The following is a 17,172-nucleotide window of genomic DNA, read 5'->3' as shown; positions in this document are numbered from 1 at the left end:
AATATGTTTGTGCTTATCTAACGCTTATCAGATTTATCGAATCCCAATTAGTTTATGGGATTGAATGCTCAATCTCCATAGGGGACGCTTTTGACACAAGCTTACCGCCAGCTCAGTATTGTTTTTAAGGCTTGGTCCATCCATAGGCTGCAAGAAGCGATTGCGATAATCCATGCCTTCAAAACGAGCCATCAACTTTTCTAGCTGCTGATGGTCATTTTGCGGAATCACGAGCTTTAACTCATCCGCCTGGAGAACAATGAGTTCAGAACCCGCTTTAGGACTCACACAAACCCAATCAATCCCTTTGGGAACTTTTATCGTGCCATTCGTTTCAATTGCTACTTCAAAACCTTTTTGATGAAGTGCTGCAATCAATTCTTCATCCAATTGCAAGAGAGGCTCTCCGCCAGTAAAGACTACATAACGTTGTTGTGGGCCGGCTGATGTACTGCGCCACGCAGACTCAATTGCATCAGCAAGTGAACTCGCAGTTTCAAATTTTCCGCCACCCATGCCATCGCTACCCACAAAATCGGTATCGCAAAACTGGCAAATGGCTGTAGCGCGATCCTCTTCACGTCCACTCCAAAGATTGCATCCAGCAAAACGACAAAAAACTGCCGCTCTACCAGCGTGGGCACCTTCACCTTGAAGGGTGGGAAATAGTTCTTTTACGGTATACATAGCAATGCGCCTATTTTAAGCGCATTGCCTATTTCCAGGAGATTAGCTCCCACTCCAGGTAATCCTCCCAAAGTGCACCGTTCCACTTCATGCCACCAAGCAAATACCGGCCAAATGACCTGCGCACAACCCAGCGTCCGATTTCAGGAGAAAACCAAAGCTCCTCATCCCGGTAATTGGATAGCCTGAAGACATCTTGGCTCTGAAAGTAGGGAATTTCGTTGTGATATCTGAGCGTTAAAAACTGCCCTGCAGGAACGGATATTCGCTCCCACTGAGAGGCATTCATATTGATACCCCAATAATAGGTGCCATCTGGATAACCTAAGACTTGATATCTAGAGGTATAAAAACCGCTCCAACTGGCATTTAACTTCTCCGGCCACAACGGAACCGCGGGGGCAAACTTTTGTGGTGGTGACCAATGCGGGTCCTGAATGACATACCCCCATGGAGACTGAATTTCATCAGGCAACTGTCCAGCCTTGACCCCAGATCTAGAAATTCGAATTTGATCGCCAACCGAAACCACTCTCTCAGTAATAACATCGACCACTTCTTGATTGAACACATTCCGAACTTGATAGACCCATTCTTGCCCAACTTTTGGTGGGCGCACAACAGGCGTGGACTGTGGCTGAGGCTCAACAATCCCCTTGGGGTAAGGTTGAGACGAAATACATGCCGCCAAAAATAATGGCAGCAACAAAAGAAAGGTTTTTTGCAGAGCTCTCATTTATATGCGGTAAGTTGCCATTGATAGCTAGCCTCTAGAATTTCTGCGCCAATTTGACCCTGAATTCTGTAAGAGCCAGAAGACTCTCGAGCAACCCAGCGACCTATGCTTGGCGCAAACCAAATAGTCTCTTTGCGAATGCAGTTCACCTTATTGTCATCTTCACTCTCATAGTTAATGAGATTTTGATAGCGCAATGTTAAGAAAGTTCCAGCGGGGACAGTTATTTGCTCCCAACCATGCGCCCCCATATATTCCTGCCAGCTCAAAGAATTGCCGGAATATTCACCCAAGCTATATTTAGTATTTAACTGCTTGCTCCAGGTTGAGCTTAATTCCTGGGGCCACAAGGGGATAGGCGGCTTAAAACTTATTAAGCGCGGCCATGAAGTATCAAGCTGCACAATACCCCAAGGGCCCTGTATCTCGCTCGGCAATTGACCGCCGTCTTGATCTGTACGCTCAATCACAATAGTGGAGGCAACGCTAGCAACTCGCTCTGTAATTATCCCCTGGATCTTGCCATTAAATACATCGCGCTTCACATAGGTCCACTCCTGCCCAACTTGCGGAGCCCGAACAGTCGGCAGAGGATTAGGCTGAGCAACTGGTGTACCGCGTTCATAAGAGAGGGGAACTCCGCAAGCAACCGGAACCAAAGCGGCTGATGTAATGAAAGTACGGCGCGATAAATTCATATCTTTCTCCTGCGATTGTTACGATCGTTGCGATTGTTGTGATTTTTTAGTGCTTTGTAAAAATCATTGTAAGTCTGATTTATACCAGCGAGCTAGCGATATAAAGCATTCTCTATGAAATTTTTAGGGATTGTTGACTTAGGGATTGATAAACCCAGACCATCAAACCAAGAATGGATCTTGATGTCAAACCCTAGGCCATGCATATAGTTATAGATAGCCTTTTTTAACCCCTGACCAAGTACATCATGATCAACTCCAGTGGGATCAATAAATAAAATATCATTCTTTGCAAAAGTAGTTTCTGGTAACGGGATTAATTCAATTCCATACTCTTGTGGATTGAGGCCTACTGGCGAATGAACAGTACAGGTGAAGCGATGAAAGAATCCACTTTGGATGCAGCCATGCTCGAAAAGCTGCCTGACGTACTCCAAGGCATCCACCGTTTCTTGCACAGTCTGCGTTGGGAATCCATACATCAGGTAGGCATGAACCAAAATGCCGGCATTTGAGAATCCCTTAGTTACCTGTGCTACCTGCTCAACCGATACGCCCTTTTTCATAAGTTTGAGTAAGCGATCGGAAGCCACTTCAAGGCCGCCAGACATGGCAATACAACCGCTTTTTGCTAAGAGTTCAGCCAATTCAGGGGTGAAGGTTTTTTCAAAGCGAATATTTCCCCACCAAGAAATGATTACATTTCGACGAATCAACTCTTCTGCCAAGGCTTTTAAAGCCTTCGGTGGTGCAGCTTCATCCACAAAATGAAAACCCGTCTGCCCGGTCTCAGCAATAATTTGCTCTATGCGGTCTACCAGCAAACTTGCAGAAGAAGTTTCATAGCGAGATATATAGTCCAGCGACACATCACAGAAACTACATTTTTTCCAATAGCAGCCATGTGCAACGGTCAACTTATTCCAACGACCATCACTCCACAAACGATGCATAGGGTTCAGCATATCCAGGAGTGAGAGATAAGAATCAAGCGGCAAACCTTCCCATGTTGCCGTACCGACCTCCTCAAAAGGAATATCAGGCTCTTGCCAATTCATATATTGGACTTGACCACCAGTATTGCGAATAAAGGTACGCACCAATCGATCGGCTGATCGCTTGCCCGCGAGATGCTCCAGCAAGGCAAGTAAAGGCCTTTCGCCAGAATCAAGGGTAATGAAATCTACATACTCAAAAATACGAGCATCAGATAACTCTCGGAGTTCTGTATTGACATAACCTCCACCCAGGGCAATCTTGATCTCTGAATGAGTCTGTTTAATCTCTTGGGCTATGCGCAAGGCCGCATACATTGCACCAGGGAAAGGCACCGATAAAAGCACTAAACCAGGCTGATGAAGATTGATTGCGTTACTAGTTAATGTTTGTAAATGTAAATCCATCAGGGTTGGATCTGCCTGCAAGGCATCAGCCAAAGGTGTGAAAGTAGGCTGACTACTTGCTAATGATTCTGCATAACGCACAAACTCAAAGCGCGCATCTACGGCGTCACGCAATACATCAGACAAATCATTGAGATAAAGAGTGGCTAAGTGACGCGCTCGATCTTGCGAACCTAGGGCGCCAAAGGCCCAGGCTAATGAATCTCCAGCATTCTCATCATCGTCAAAGGCATCGAGGGAGGCAAAGCGTGGGCCCTCTGGTAAAAAATCACGGGTATTAATCCGATGACTGAGAGTGCTATCACGCCCCTGTAAAAATGAAATGACTGGTGAGATGGTAGATTGATAAGACTCAAAGTAATCTAGGAAAAAGTTGACACTAGCACTGCGCTCTTCTTCAGCAACGCTAAGTGCTTGTTCATAAATCTCACTTAAGCCATCTAGAGTAAAAAAACTGAGAACCAAACCCAAGGCCAAATCTTCTTGCACGGCATCAATGCCACGCGATCTCAAAAATCCCGTGAGATAAGCTGTAGAAGGATACGGCGTATTGAGCTGCGTCATTGGCGGGATAAGGCTTAATACTTTCATGCTAATGACTATGCCTCAAGAAGACTTAACTCTTCAGCGGTAAAGCCCGCCTGCTTACGAGCCTCCATATTGAAAGGACCCTTAAGAATGGGTGCTCGATATTTGGCTGCTAACTCTCGATAGGCAGCAATTGGAGAGAGACCATCTTTAGAGCACAAGAAATTAAACCAACGATTACCAATGAGCACATGGCCGATTTCATCATTAAGGATGATTTCCAAAATCTCAACCGCCCTAGCCTCTTTAATTTGTTTAAAGCGATCGCGAATCGCTGGAACAGCATCTAAACCTCTTGCTTCCATTGTTCGGGGCACTAGCGCCATTCTGGCAATCACTGAATCCGTGGTTCGCTCGACCATTTCCCACAAGCTATTGTGCGCAGGAAAATCCCCGTAAGAAAATCCAAGTGAATGCAGATGCTCGTTTACCAAACTGAAGTGGTAAGCCTCTTCTTTTGCTACCTTGAGCCAATCTTCGTAGTATTCCTTGGGCATATCCGAAAAGCGCCAGATAGCATCCAAAGCAAGATTCATCGCATTGAACTCAATATGCGCAAGTGAATGCAATAAACCCGCTCTACCCTCAGGCGTATCCATTCTTCTTTTGGGCACAAGCTTGGGAAGTACTAGCTCTGGCTTTACTGGGCGTCCAGGAAGGGTCAGGCCTTGCGCCTCAATCTTGCTAGATACATCAAGACTAATTTTTTGATCTTGATACTCATCGAACAGATGCAGTAATTGATTTACCTTGGCTTGTGCATCAGCACTTGCCAGGATTGCGAGTGACGCTTCTCGTAGTTCGAGCATGGATTTTGATAGACATAAATCGCCTACCCTTTATTCCCACTCGATTGTTGCTGGCGGTTTTCCGCTAATATCGTATACAACCCGATTGATGCCGCGTACTTCATTGATGATGCGATTGGAAACCTTACCCAGAAGTTCATGCGGTAAATGTGCCCAATGTGCAGTCATAAAGTCCTGGGTTTGAACGGCTCTGAGCGCAACGACATACTCGTAAGTTCTACCATCACCCATCACGCCAACAGACTTCACCGGCAGGAAAACGGCGAATGCTTGGCTAGTGAGGTCATACCAAGACTTCTGACTTGCCTCATCAATCGTGTTACGCAGTTCTTCAATGAAGATAGCATCAGCACGTTGCAATAAGTCCGCAAATTCTGCCTTGACTTCGCCTAGGATACGAACACCAAGTCCGGGACCTGGAAATGGATGGCGATACACCATCTCGCGCGGCAAACCCAATGCAACACCAAGCTCACGCACTTCATCTTTAAAGAGTTCGCGTAAGGGCTCAAGTAACTTGAGATGCATATCTTCAGGCAAGCCACCAACGTTGTGGTGACTCTTAATCGTATGCGCACCCTTCTTACCTTTGCCGGCAGACTCAATCACATCAGGATAGATAGTTCCTTGCGCTAGCCATTTAGCATTTTTGATTTTTCCAGACTCAGATTGGAAAATCTCTACGAATTCTTTGCCGATAATTTTGCGCTTAGCTTCTGGATCTGCAACGCCAGCCAACTCGCCCATGAATTTCTCTTTGGCATCCACACGGATGACCTTCACGCCTAAGTTACGCGCAAACATCTCCATCACCATGTCGCCTTCATTGAGACGAAGCAAGCCATGGTCAACAAACACACAAGTAAGTTGATCGCCAATCGCACGATGAATTAAGGCTGCGGCAACACTAGAATCAACGCCGCCAGATAAACCCAAAATAACTTCTTCATCGCCAACTTGTTTGCGAATGTTCTCAACAGCTTCAGCGATGTAATCACCCATTACCCAGTCAGGCTTGCATTGGCAAATCTCATGCACAAAGCGCTCAATGATTGCAGTACCTTGAATGGTATGAGTAACTTCTGGATGAAACTGGAAAGCATAGAAACGACGCTCTTCGTCCGCCATACCAGCGATAGGGCAAGATTCAGTAGAGGCCATCAACTTAAATAATGGCGGCAATGTCGTCACTGAGTCGCCGTGACTCATCCACACTTTCAGAATGCCATGACCTTCGCTTGTTGAGAAGTCTTGAATGCCTTTCAGTAAATTGGTGTGCCCATGAGCGCGCACTTCGGAGTAGCCAAACTCACGCGCTTTACCTAAGGACTCGGCAGATGCAACAGCACCACCCAATTGGGTAGCCATGGTTTGCATACCGTAGCAAATTCCTAAAACGGGAACGCCAAGCTCAAAAACAATTTGGGGTGCACGGGGGCTGCCATCTTCAGTTACCGAATTCGGGCCGCCGGAGAGAATAATACCCTTGCCACCCTGCTCTTGAATAAACTTACGAATGAATTCTGGATCGCAATCATAAGGATGGATCTCTGAATACACACGCCCATCGCGTACACGCCGAGCAATCAGTTGAGTTACTTGTGAACCAAAGTCGAGAATCAGTATTTTGTCGTGCACGAATGAAGCAATCTTATTTAAGTCTTAGTCAATATGGTAGTTTGGCGCTTCTTTAGTGATCTTCACATCATGTACGTGTGACTCACGCACACCAGCAGATGTGATCTCTACAAAGTTGGCTTTTTCATGAAGCTCATCGATGGTTTTGCAACCGAGATAACCCATGGATGAACGAATTCCGCCAGTAAGCTGATGCAAGATAGCCAACACACTGCCTTTGTAAGGCACCTGTCCCTCAATGCCTTCAGGTACAAGCTTCTCAGCATTGGCAACGATGTCGCTTTGGAAATAACGATCAGCAGAACCATCTGCCATCGCGCCTAAAGAACCCATACCGCGATAACTCTTGTATGAGCGTCCTTGATACAAGAACACTTCACCAGGCGCTTCTTCTGTACCGGCAAACATACCGCCCATCATGACTGAACTAGCGCCAGCAGCTAACGCCTTAGCAACGTCACCAGAGTAACGTACGCCACCATCAGCGATCAATGGAATGCCTGTGCCCTTAAGTGCAGTAGCTACATTCACAATCGCAGTGATTTGTGGAACGCCAACACCAGCAACAATACGAGTAGTGCAAATTGAACCTGGGCCAATACCAACTTTTACACCATCAGCGCCATGGTCTGCCAATGCCTTAGCAGCATCACCAGTAGCAATATTGCCGCCGATCACTTGCACATGAGGGTAGTTTTTCTTAACCCACTTCACACGATCCAATACGCCTTGACTATGGCCGTGAGCAGTATCCACAACGATCACGTCAACACCAGCACGCACCAATAACTCAATGCGTTCGTCATTATCAGGACCTACGCCAACCGCCGCGCCCACACGCAACTTGCCTTCACTATCTTTACAGGCATTAGGGTGCTCAGTTGCCTTGAGAATATCTTTAACAGTAATCAGACCACGCAGCTCAAACTTGTCATTAACAACGAGCACACGCTCTAAACGATGCTGGCTCATTAAACGTTTTGCTTCTTCTAATGAACAGCCTTCTTTCACAGTAATCAAACGCTCACGTGAAGTCATTTTGGTTTTTACTGGTGCATCTAAATCTTCTTCGAAACGCAAATCGCGGTTCGTAATAATTCCGACAACTTCTTTACCAACGAGAACCGGAAATCCTGAGAAACCATGTTCGCGAGAAAGTTGAATGACTTGACGCAAAGTGACGTCTGGACTAATGGTGATCGGATCACGCAGAACACCAGATTCGTAACGTTTTACTTTAGCCACTTCACGCGCTTGCTCAGCAGGCTTTAAGTTTTTATGAACAATACCAATGCCACCTTCGCTGGCCATGGCAATTGCCAAGCGACCTTCGGTCACGGTATCCATAGCTGCGGACACCAATGGTGTATTGAGTGAAATATCTCGAGTTAACTTACTTGCCAAGCTGGCATCTCGAGGAAGTACCGATGAATAGGCCGGTACGAGGAGCACATCGTCAAAAGTGAGTGCTTTTTGAATGAGTCGCATGCAAAACCCCTAGTCGCAAAAATCGATTATAGCCTCCTAGCCTTTCTTTTAGCTGCGGCAGCCTGGAATTTGGCATCCTGGTTCTGATTGGCCTTTTTGCGCCGAACCGTCTTAGGGTCAATTAACAACGGAGAGTAGAGCTCTAGACGGTCACCGTCATAAATTGGGCTATCCCAGTCCTTACGCTTACCAAACACCCCAAAGCAGCCTTTTCTGGACAAAATAGGGTCGTCTGGACCGGTCGCGAATCCAGCCCTAATCAGGGCTAGGCCAACCGTAGGCAACTCATCTGCCGCCAAAATCAGCTTGTATGGCTTTAGATTTGGCTCGCCCTGCCTGGCATCACAGAGCAACAGATTGAGCAAGCGCTCAGCCATAGAGGTCCTCAGCGCGTTTTACAAAGCAATCCACAAAGGTCCCGGCAATATGCCCGAAGACTGGGCCAATAATCTTATCCAGAATGGCGCTCTTGAACTCCCAATGCAGCTTGAACTCCACTTTGCAAGCATCCTCTCGCAAAGGGATAAAGTTCCACTGCCCAGAAAAATGCTTAAACGGGCCATCTACAAACACCATATCAATCGTTTCTGGGCGGTGATTTACGTTGCGGGTATGAAAGTACTGAGTAATGCCTTTGAAATTGATATTGATTTTGGCATCCAGGACAGTCTCGGTCTGCTCAAAGATTTCTACCCCGCCACACCAAGGCAGGAACTCAGAATAACGGGCGACGTCGGTCACTAAGCCATACATGCGGTCGGCTGATTGGCCAATTAAAACGGTCTTGTAGACGTCTGCCATAATCGTTCTTGAGAGCTAAATAAATATGAGTATCGTCGATAACAAAAAAGCCTTCTTTGATTATTTTATCGAGGAACGTTTTGAGGCAGGGCTTGTACTGGAAGGCTGGGAAGTGAAGGCCATCCGCGCAGGTCGCGTGCACATCAAAGAAGCGTATGTCGTCATTCGCAAGGCGGAGCTATTTTTGATCGGCTGCCATATCACCCCCCTGCTATCAGCCTCTACCCATATCGTTCCAGACAGCACTCGTACTCGCAAACTACTTCTGAATGCGATCGAAATTAAAAAACTCATCGGCAAAGTAGAGCAAAAGGGTTATACCCTGGTGCCTCTGAACCTGCATTTCTCCAAAGGCAATGTGAAGTGCGAGATTGGCCTCGCCAGAGGTAAAAAGCAGCATGACAAGCGGGCAGCGACTAAAGAGCGGGAGTGGGAAGTTCAAAAAGGCCGTATTGCTAGAGGCGATTTAAACGCCTAACTTCCCGCCTAAGCCCAAAAAACTCGGGTAGACTGCCCTCAGAGCTAGTACTGAAGCATTTTTGCACTTTTATGGTGCATAAGAGCACCAAGCCGCTTCAAACTATTTATCCCAGCTTTTATAAAGGCTTTAGTTTTATAACTATGAAATTGCCTTTTGACGAAATGCTCGACGCCGCAGGCAAAGCGCGTCCCCACTACCAAATCTTTCACAACTGGTTAAAACAGCAAAGTGACACCCTCATGGGTCTCAAACGCGCTGAAGCCGACCTGATCTTTAGACGAGTCGGCATTACCTTCGCCGTCTATGGGGATGACTTAGGTTCAGAAAGAACTATTCCTTTTGATCAAGTGCCTCGCATCTTTACGGCCAAGGAATGGGAGCAGCTTGAGGCAGGATTGCGTCAACGAGTAAAAGCACTGAATCGCTTCATCTACGACGTATATCACGACGAAGAAATTATTAAAGCGGGCATCGTTCCTGCAGAGCAAATTTATAACAATGCGCAATACCGCCCTGAGATGCGCAACGTCAGCGTGCCACGTGACATCTATGCACAAATTGCCGGTATTGATATCGTACGTGCAGGTGAAGGCGAATTCTACGTATTAGAAGATAACTTACGTGTTCCGTCTGGTGTGTCTTATATGGTTGAAGATCGCAAGATGATGATGCGGCTCTTCCCCGACCTCTTCCAAAAATATCGCATCGCCCCTGTAGAGCACTACCCAGATCTGTTATTAGAATGCCTCAAGTCTGTTAAACCAGATGATGTCAAAAAACCGAACGTGGTTGTGCTGACTCCTGGCATGTATAACTCCGCTTACTTTGAGCACAGCTACCTTGCACAGCAGATGGGCGTTGAGTTGGTTGAAGGTAAGGACTTATTTGTAAAGAATGAACAAGTCTTTATGCGCACTACCCAAGGACCTGAGAGGGTTGATGTAATTTATCGACGTGTTGATGATGACTTCTTGGATCCGTTGGCATTTCGCTCAGACTCAACACTTGGTGTTGCAGGACTGCTGTCCGCGCATCGCGCTGGCAATGTGACTTTAGCAAATGCAATTGGTACCGGGATCGCCGATGACAAATCGATCTACCCATATGTTCCCGAGATGATTGAGTTTTACCTTGGTGAGAAACCAATTCTCAATAACGTACCGACCTTTCAGTGTCGCAAGACAGATGACTTGGCATACACATTAGCCAATTTAGATAAGTTGGTTGTAAAACTAACACATGGTGCTGGTGGCTATGGCATGCTAGTTGGCCCCGCCTCCACCAAAGCAGAGATTGAAGAATTTAGAACTCACCTTATTGCCAATCCAGATAAATACATTGCTCAACCGACATTAGCGCTATCCACCTGCCCTACCTTTGTAGAGTCGGGCGTTGCGCCAAGACATATCGATTTAAGACCATTCGTCCTCTCAGGCAAAACCATCAAGATGGTTCCTGGCGGATTAACCAGGGTTGCCCTCAAAGAAGGTTCTTTAGTAGTGAACTCCTCCCAAGGTGGCGGAACCAAAGATACCTGGGTTCTGGAAGAGTGAGAGAAGAGTAAGAGGAACTAGAGAAAATGCTAAGTCGTACCGCTGATTGCCTTTATTGGATGGCCCGTTATACAGAGCGTGCGGAGAATACTGCCCGTATGCTCGACGTAAACCATCAAACTTCGCTACTTCCACAGCCTGCTGAGTTTTTAGAGCAAAGCTGGAAAAAGTTGTTGACGATTTCTAAGCTGGAAGACGCTTTTCTCAGTAAATATGATGTAGTCAATCGTGAAAACGTTTTAGATTTCATGATTTATGAAACCAGCAATCCATCCAGCATTGTTTCCTGCCTGTTTGCTGCTCGTGAGAATGCCCGCGTGATACGTGGCAAGATTACCTCCGAAGTTTGGGAAACTCAAAACACTACCTGGCTTGAGCTGCAGCGCATTCTAGAAGCAAGACATCAAGCCGATCCTAGTCGTCTCTTAGAATGGGTAAAGCACCGCTGCCATCTATTTAGAGGTGTTCTTTATGGCACGATGCTCAAGAACGAAGCCTTTTACTTTATAAGCGTAGGAACACTGCTCGAGCGCGCTGATAATACGGCCCGTATTCTGCAAACCAAATATGAAGATCAGGCAGCGATCAAGGTATTAAATCCCAATAAGAAGTCTGATGATGGTACTGATGGTGATTTCTTTGATTTCTATCACTGGGCGGCCCTACTCCGATCCGTCTCTGCATTTGAGATCTATCGTCAAATCTATTCCGATCAGGTAACTCCAAAACAAGTTGCTCAATTACTGATATTTAATAAGCAAATGCCACGCTCCTTAGTGTGTTGCGTGAATGAGCTGATTCCTTTAATTTCTGAGGTGAAAAATCAGCAATCCAAAGAAATTGAACGCCTGCTTGGAAAGTTAAAGGCAAGCTTGGATTATTCTGATATTGATGAAGTATTTGAGCAAGGCCTAGAAGAATTTATTGAAAGCTTCTTAGAGCGCGTCAACCATGTGGCTGATGAGTTCAGTAGTGCTTACCTCATACCATTGGCTGTAGCCTAAGAGATCACGAAAACTATATGCACTTAAAGATTCGCCACCGTACTGAATATCGCTATGAGGCGCCAGTACGCTACTCCATTCAAGAGCTTCGGTTAACACCGCCGACAGTCTCAGGCCAACAGGTAGATAAGTGGAAAATTAGCACTCCAATCAAGGCCTCAAACTCAGTCGACACATTTGGAAATCTCTGTAGCGTTTTCGTTCAGGAGAGCCCCTATACCTCAATGATGATTGAAGCTGAGGGCGAGGTTCATACACAAGATGCCTTTGAGTTTATCGATGATGCCAAGGCGGTTTCACCCTACTATCTTTTGCAGCAAACCAATTTAACTGAGTCAACAGAAGGGATGCTGGAATACTTCTCTTACAGCCTGCCAAAGAAAAATTCTGTTGACCAGGTACTCAAACTCGCTGAGGCTGTTCAAGGTTTGATTGTTTACACACCAGGGCAGACTAACTTTGCTACAACTGCCGCACAATCCTTCGCCATGAAATCTGGTGTTTGCCAAGACCATGCCCACATTATGTTGAGTCTATGCCGTGCTACTGGAATTCCAGCTCGCTATGTCAGCGGTTATTTCTTCGCAGAAGAGTCTCCAAACCTTGCGAGCCACGCCTGGATCGACTTTTGCAGTGACATTGAGAAAGGCATTTGGACTAGCGTAGATATTACGCACGCCTGCCTAATAGATTCACGCCATATTCGCCTTGCTATTGGTCGGGATTATTACTCTGCCGCTCCCGTAAAAGGGGTCCGCTCTGGCGGTGGAGGCGAAGAGCTCACTGCGAATATTTCTATTCAACAGTTGTCATAGCAGTCCTTTGTCTATTTAAGAGATAATTCTAGGAAATTATTAAGAGGATTCCTGTATGACGTATTGCGTTGGGTTATGCCTAAAAGATGGTCTCGTATTTTTATCCGACACCCGGACGAATGCGGGTGTAGACCAGATCGGCACATTCCGAAAGATGACCTTATTCCAAGAAAAGGATCGTTTCTTTGCAATCATGAGCGCTGGTAATCTCGCAATTACACAATCCGTGAAAGAAATTCTGCTTCAAGGACAGCTTTTTAAGAGTAAGAATCTCTGGAACGCTAAAAACTCCTATGAAGCTGCAGTTGTTGTGGGTAGCGCCATCAAACAGGTATACGAACGAGATCATGAAGCGCTTGAAAAGGCTGGGCTCGACTTTAATTGCAATATGATTTTTGGCGGTCAAGTTAAAGGTGAGATTCCGCGCCTATTCAATATTTATTCAGCTGGAAACTTTATCGAAGCCACTCCAGAGACTTGCTACTTCCAAATCGGAGAATCCAAATACGGTAAACCGATTTTAGATCGAGTGCTTAATTTCAATACACCACTTAATCTGGCAACTAAGTGCGCCCTCATCTCCATGGATTCGACGCTGAAAAGTAATATCTCGGTGGGACTACCTCTGGACATGTTGGTTTACGAAAAAAATTCTCTGAAAGCCACTAAGCTAGTTACCTTAGACGATGCAAACCCTTATTTTGCGATGATTCATCAAGCGTGGGGCGAGAAGCTACGAGAGGCATTTAACTCCATAGCGGAACCCAGCTGGAGCGGCGCCCATAAATCGAGCGATATTTCTACCCCCGCAAAAAAAATGGGGGCAGTTCCCGTCAATCGACAACCTGCAAAAGCAAAAGTAAAAATAGCTGCGGCGCCTGCAAAGAAGCCTATGAACCGCACCAGCACCAAAACTAAAGCAAAAGCTAAATAATTCGTTTTTTACGCTCAACAAACAAAAAGGCCTAGATTCTTCTAGGCCTTTTGCTTTGGTTCTTACGACGTTGATTAGGCTTTTAAGTTCTTACCTAACATTTCCCAAGTAGCTACTACGCTATCCGGGTTTAATGAGATTGAGGTAATGCCTTTCTCAACCAACCAACGGGCAAAGTCTGGATGATCAGAAGGACCTTGGCCGCAAATACCAACGTACTTATTTTGCTTACGGCAAGCATCAATTGAACGGGCAATCATGAACTCAACCGCTGGATCACGCTCGTCAAAGTCAATAGCTAACAATTCCATACCAGAGTCACGATCCAGACCAAGCGTTAACTGAGTCATATCGTTTGAACCGATAGAGAAGCCATCGAAGTATTCGAGGAACTGATCAGCCAAAATCGCATTTGATGGAATCTCGCACATCATGATGAGGCGTAAGCCATTTACACCACGCTTGAGGCCAAACTTCTCCATCATGTCGATCACGCGCTTAGCTTGATTGATAGTTCGCACGAATGGAACCATGATCTCTACGTTATCTAGACCCATGTCTTCACGTACACGCTTCATCGCCGCGCACTCAAGAGCAAAAGCCTCGCCGAAATCCTCTGAAACATAACGTGATGCACCACGGAAGCCTAGCATTGGGTTTTCTTCATCCGGCTCGTAACGTGAGCCACCAATCAACTTCTTGTACTCATTGGATTTAAAGTCTGACAAACGTACGATCACCGGTTTTGGATAGAAAGCAGCAGCAATCGTTGCTACGCCTTCAACCAATTTATCTTCATAGAACTGACGTGGGCTAGCGTAGCCACGAGCAACGCTCTCTACAGCACGCTTGAGATCAGGATCAATGTTTGGATACTCCAATACAGCACGTGGATGAACACCAATGTAGTTGTTGATAATGAACTCGAGACGAGCCAAGCCAACACCCGCATTTGGGATTTGGCAGAAATCAAATGCCAATTGAGGATTACCAATATTCATGGTGATCTTGACTGGAATCTCTGGCAATACACCGCGAGATACTTCAGTCACTTCAGTTTCGATTAAGCCGTCATAGATATGACCCTCGTCACCTTCGGCACAAGAAACTGTCACCATCATGCCGTCTTGCAAATGCTCAGTGGCATCACCGCAACCAACTACCGCAGGCACACCCAGTTCGCGAGCAATAATCGCTGCATGGCAAGTACGCCCACCACGATTGGTCACAATCGCTGAGGCACGCTTCATCACTGGCTCCCAGTTTGGATCAGTCATATCAGCAACCAACACGTCACCTGGCTGAACACGATCCATCTCGCTTGGGTCACGAATAATACGGACTGGACCTGCACCAATCTTTTGACCGATCGCACGACCTTTTGCCAATACCTTAGAGCTGCCCTTCAACTTATAGCGCATCTCCACTTGACCAGCCGCTTGGCTCTTCACAGTCTCAGGGCGCGCCTGGAGAATATAGATGCGGCCATCTTGACCGTCTTTACCCCACTCGATATCCATTGGACGACCATAGTGCTTCTCAATGATCACTGCATATTTAGCCAACTCAGTGATATCTGCGTCTTCCAAAGAAAAGCGATTGCGTTTTTCTGGAGTTACATCCACTGTCTGTACTTTTTCAGCGGAACCTTTAGGAGCAAATTGCATCTGAATTAACTTGGACCCTAAAGAGCGGCGAATGATTGCCTTCTTGTCTTGGGCTAAGGTGGTTTTGAATACATAAAACTCGTCAGGGTTAACTGCGCCCTGCACAACAGTTTCACCCAAGCCGTAGCTTGAGGTAATGAAAACAACATCTTCAAATCCAGACTCAGTATCCAGAGTAAACATCACGCCGGCAGCACCTAAGTCAGAACGCACCATGCGCTGAATACCAGCCGATAGAGCTACTTCAGCATGGGCAAAGCCTTTGTGAACACGGTAGGAGATAGCGCGGTCGTTATATAGGGAGGCAAATACTTCACGAATCTTCTTAAGAACATCGTCAATACCTTCGACGTTCAAGAATGTTTCTTGCTGACCTGCAAATGAGGCATCAGGCAAGTCTTCTGCAGTAGCTGAAGAGCGCACAGCGAATGAGCCTTTACCTGAATCATCCAATACCGCAAATGCTTTACGAATTTCTTCATCAAGCTTAGGTTGGAATGGCGCTGTCTCGATCCAATTACGAATCTCTGCACCAGCTTGAGCCAATGCACGCACATCATCAATATTTAAACCTTCTAAACGCTGTTGAATGCGCTCGGTGAGATTGTTGTGCTTTAGAAAATCGCGGAATGCCAATGCGGTAGTAGCAAAACCGGTAGGAACACGAACACCTGTTGAAGCTAACTGAGAAATCATCTCCCCTAATGAAGCATTCTTACCGCCGACTGATTCGACATCGGTCATGCGAAGTTGTTCAAAAGGCAAAACGTAGGCATCGGCCATATTGCTATTTTGTTGCTGTTGGTTGGACATAAAATACTCTCTAAGGATAAGGAAACTGGTGTAGCGGCCACCTTAAATGGGGCATGCTTTAATATGATTCTATTGTAGTGCTGACCCTGACTTTTGAGCCAAATCCATGTCTAACGAAACCCGTATTGTTTTTATTGTCTCTGACGGTACCGGCATTACTGCCGAGAACTTCAGCCAGTCGATTTTGGCCCAATTTGAGGCCACTTTTAAGCATATTCGGGTGCCTTTTGTGGATAGCGTGGATAAGGCCCACGATGCCGTTAGCAGCGTCAATCAGGCGGCTACTAAATACGGGGTGCAACCCATCGTTTTCACCACTTTAGTGAACTCTGAGCTTAATGCGATTGTTGGCAAGGCAAATGGCCTAATTTTGGATATGTTTCAGACTTTTGTGGCACCTTTGGAGGCAGCCCTAGGCATGAAATCCACCCATGCCATGAATCGCCTCCACCACAATGCAGATACCGAGGCTTACAAGAACCGGATTGAGGCGATTAACTATTCATTAGCTCATGATGATGGTCAGTCCAACCAGAACTTGGCCGAGGCTGACGTCATTCTGATTGGCATTTCCCGGGTTGGCAAAACCCCAACCAGCCTCTATCTTGCAATGCAATATGGATTAAAAGCCGCAAACTATCCACTCATTCCGGAAGATTTTGAACGGGGACAACTCCCCAAGGACTTGGTGCCTTACCGTCAAAAGATCTTTGGCCTCATGATTGATGCTGAGCGGCTCTCAGAAATTCGCAATGAACGTAGACCGGGCAGCAACTATGCCAAGCTAGAAAACTGCCGCTATGAAATTAATGAAGCAACGGCAATGATGAAAAAACAATCGATCCCATGGGTGCTGACGACCAGTAAGTCCATTGAAGAAATTGCTACCACCGTACTGCAGGCAATTAAGTCAGATAAAACGATACTAGGGTAAAGAAATATTGCGTAATGCCTGCTTTCGACCTTGATTTCAACCCGTCGATGCAACACACTACAAACTGCGTAAGCGCAAGGAGTGTTGCTCATGAAACAACGACCTCGAATCTATTACACAGCT

16 protein-coding genes are annotated in these 17,172 nt (G+C 46.2%); 6 read left to right on the top strand and 10 right to left on the bottom strand.

Going from position 1 to position 17,172, the window contains the following annotated elements:
* Positions 1-33 precede the first annotated feature (33 nt).
* The 9 genes from queE to ICN18_RS07450 all read right to left on the bottom strand — a co-directional run bounded on the left by queE (position 34) and on the right by ICN18_RS07450 (position 8,848).
* Positions 34-687, bottom strand: coding sequence for a 7-carboxy-7-deazaguanine synthase (gene queE / locus ICN18_RS07490; protein ID WP_216189896.1), 654 nt, complete (start codon positions 685-687; stop codon positions 34-36).
* Positions 688-715: 28 nt separating this feature from the next.
* On the bottom strand, positions 716-1,423 hold the full coding sequence (locus ICN18_RS07485) for a hypothetical protein (RefSeq protein ID WP_216189895.1): 708 nt from the start codon (positions 1,421-1,423) through the stop codon (positions 716-718).
* Positions 1,420-2,121 carry a hypothetical protein gene (locus tag ICN18_RS07480; RefSeq protein WP_216189894.1) on the bottom strand — a complete coding sequence of 234 codons (702 nt, stop codon included), beginning with the start codon at positions 2,119-2,121 and terminating at the stop codon, positions 1,420-1,422. The genes ICN18_RS07485 and ICN18_RS07480 overlap by 4 nt, the downstream gene beginning before the upstream one ends.
* Positions 2,122-2,213: 92 nt before the next feature.
* Positions 2,214-4,115, bottom strand: a complete 1,902-nt coding sequence (locus ICN18_RS07475) for a B12-binding domain-containing radical SAM protein (protein ID WP_216189893.1) — start codon at positions 4,113-4,115, stop codon at positions 2,214-2,216.
* Between the two features lie 8 nt (positions 4,116-4,123).
* Positions 4,124-4,921, bottom strand: coding sequence for a ferritin-like domain-containing protein (locus ICN18_RS07470; protein ID WP_216189892.1), 798 nt, complete (start codon positions 4,919-4,921; stop codon positions 4,124-4,126).
* A gap of 30 nt (positions 4,922-4,951) precedes the next feature.
* Positions 4,952-6,559: a glutamine-hydrolyzing GMP synthase gene (gene guaA / locus ICN18_RS07465; protein WP_216189891.1), complete on the bottom strand. Its 1,608-nt coding sequence runs from the start codon at positions 6,557-6,559 to the stop codon at positions 4,952-4,954.
* 24 nt (positions 6,560-6,583) lie between these two features.
* Entirely contained in the window at positions 6,584-8,047 is a 1,464-nt protein-coding gene (gene guaB, locus ICN18_RS07460) for an IMP dehydrogenase (protein ID WP_216189890.1), read from the bottom strand.
* Between the two features lie 26 nt (positions 8,048-8,073).
* Positions 8,074-8,424, bottom strand: coding sequence for an RnfH family protein (locus tag ICN18_RS07455; protein ID WP_216189889.1), 351 nt, complete (start codon positions 8,422-8,424; stop codon positions 8,074-8,076).
* On the bottom strand, positions 8,417-8,848 hold the full coding sequence (locus tag ICN18_RS07450; RefSeq protein ID WP_216189888.1) for a type II toxin-antitoxin system RatA family toxin: 432 nt from the start codon (positions 8,846-8,848) through the stop codon (positions 8,417-8,419). Before ICN18_RS07450 ends, ICN18_RS07455 begins: the two co-directional genes overlap by 8 nt.
* A 25-nt stretch (positions 8,849-8,873) precedes the next feature.
* Here ICN18_RS07450 and smpB point away from each other — a divergent pair, with 25 nt between their 5' ends.
* From smpB to ICN18_RS07425, 5 genes are all read left to right on the top strand, one after another.
* Positions 8,874-9,326, top strand: coding sequence for an SsrA-binding protein SmpB (gene smpB / locus ICN18_RS07445; protein WP_216189887.1), 453 nt, complete (start codon positions 8,874-8,876; stop codon positions 9,324-9,326).
* Positions 9,327-9,469: 143 nt separating this feature from the next.
* Entirely contained in the window at positions 9,470-10,882 is a 1,413-nt protein-coding gene (locus ICN18_RS07440) for a circularly permuted type 2 ATP-grasp protein (protein ID WP_215384881.1), read from the top strand.
* Between the two features lie 26 nt (positions 10,883-10,908).
* A complete protein-coding gene (locus ICN18_RS07435; RefSeq protein WP_216189886.1) occupies positions 10,909-11,886 on the top strand; it encodes an alpha-E domain-containing protein in 978 nt (325 codons plus the stop codon).
* Between the two features lie 17 nt (positions 11,887-11,903).
* Positions 11,904-12,701 (top strand): transglutaminase family protein, encoded by a 798-nt coding sequence (locus ICN18_RS07430; RefSeq protein ID WP_216189885.1) that lies wholly within the window; start codon positions 11,904-11,906, stop codon positions 12,699-12,701.
* 55 nt (positions 12,702-12,756) lie between these two features.
* Complete coding sequence (locus ICN18_RS07425) at positions 12,757-13,635, top strand: proteasome-type protease (RefSeq protein ID WP_216189884.1); 879 nt, start codon at positions 12,757-12,759, stop codon at positions 13,633-13,635.
* A 74-nt stretch (positions 13,636-13,709) separates the two neighbouring features.
* Here the strand turns inward: ICN18_RS07425 and ppsA are convergent, their stop codons facing one another.
* Positions 13,710-16,115, bottom strand: coding sequence for a phosphoenolpyruvate synthase (ppsA, locus tag ICN18_RS07420; protein ID WP_216189883.1), 2,406 nt, complete (start codon positions 16,113-16,115; stop codon positions 13,710-13,712).
* Between the two features lie 106 nt (positions 16,116-16,221).
* On the opposite strand from ppsA, the gene ppsR reads away from it, so the two are divergent.
* Positions 16,222-17,049: a posphoenolpyruvate synthetase regulatory kinase/phosphorylase PpsR gene (gene ppsR / locus ICN18_RS07415; protein WP_216189882.1), complete on the top strand. Its 828-nt coding sequence runs from the start codon at positions 16,222-16,224 to the stop codon at positions 17,047-17,049.
* The last annotated feature ends 123 nt before the right edge of the window (positions 17,050-17,172 follow it).

The sequence above is a fragment of the Polynucleobacter parvulilacunae genome (assembly GCF_018881715.1).
GTDB classification, from domain to species: Bacteria; Pseudomonadota; Gammaproteobacteria; order Burkholderiales; family Burkholderiaceae; genus Polynucleobacter; species Polynucleobacter parvulilacunae.
Note: the sequence above shows the minus strand (reverse complement) of the source record. Positions and strands in the feature narration are given on the sequence as shown.

Bases quoted from the DNA above. Each gene is read 5' to 3' on its own strand.
- queE (WP_216189896.1), bottom strand. From the start codon at position 687: ATGTATACCGTAAAAGAACTATTTCCCACCCTTCAAGGTGAAGGTGCC.
- ICN18_RS07485 (WP_216189895.1), bottom strand. From the start codon at position 1,423: ATGAGAGCTCTGCAAAAAACCTTTCTTTTGTTGCTGCCATTATTTTTG.
- ICN18_RS07480 (WP_216189894.1), bottom strand. From the start codon at position 2,121: ATGAATTTATCGCGCCGTACTTTCATTACATCAGCCGCTTTGGTTCCG.
- ICN18_RS07475 (WP_216189893.1), bottom strand. From the start codon at position 4,115: ATGAAAGTATTAAGCCTTATCCCGCCAATGACGCAGCTCAATACGCCG.
- ICN18_RS07470 (WP_216189892.1), bottom strand. From the start codon at position 4,921: ATGCTCGAACTACGAGAAGCGTCACTCGCAATCCTGGCAAGTGCTGAT.
- guaB (WP_216189890.1), bottom strand. From the start codon at position 8,047: ATGCGACTCATTCAAAAAGCACTCACTTTTGACGATGTGCTCCTCGTA.
- ICN18_RS07455 (WP_216189889.1), bottom strand. From the start codon at position 8,424: ATGGCTGAGCGCTTGCTCAATCTGTTGCTCTGTGATGCCAGGCAGGGC.
- ICN18_RS07450 (WP_216189888.1), bottom strand. From the start codon at position 8,848: ATGGCAGACGTCTACAAGACCGTTTTAATTGGCCAATCAGCCGACCGC.
- smpB (WP_216189887.1), top strand. From the start codon at position 8,874: ATGAGTATCGTCGATAACAAAAAAGCCTTCTTTGATTATTTTATCGAG.
- ICN18_RS07440 (WP_215384881.1), top strand. From the start codon at position 9,470: ATGAAATTGCCTTTTGACGAAATGCTCGACGCCGCAGGCAAAGCGCGT.
- ICN18_RS07435 (WP_216189886.1), top strand. From the start codon at position 10,909: ATGCTAAGTCGTACCGCTGATTGCCTTTATTGGATGGCCCGTTATACA.
- ICN18_RS07430 (WP_216189885.1), top strand. From the start codon at position 11,904: ATGCACTTAAAGATTCGCCACCGTACTGAATATCGCTATGAGGCGCCA.
- ICN18_RS07425 (WP_216189884.1), top strand. From the start codon at position 12,757: ATGACGTATTGCGTTGGGTTATGCCTAAAAGATGGTCTCGTATTTTTA.
- ppsA (WP_216189883.1), bottom strand. From the start codon at position 16,115: ATGTCCAACCAACAGCAACAAAATAGCAATATGGCCGATGCCTACGTT.
- ppsR (WP_216189882.1), top strand. From the start codon at position 16,222: ATGTCTAACGAAACCCGTATTGTTTTTATTGTCTCTGACGGTACCGGC.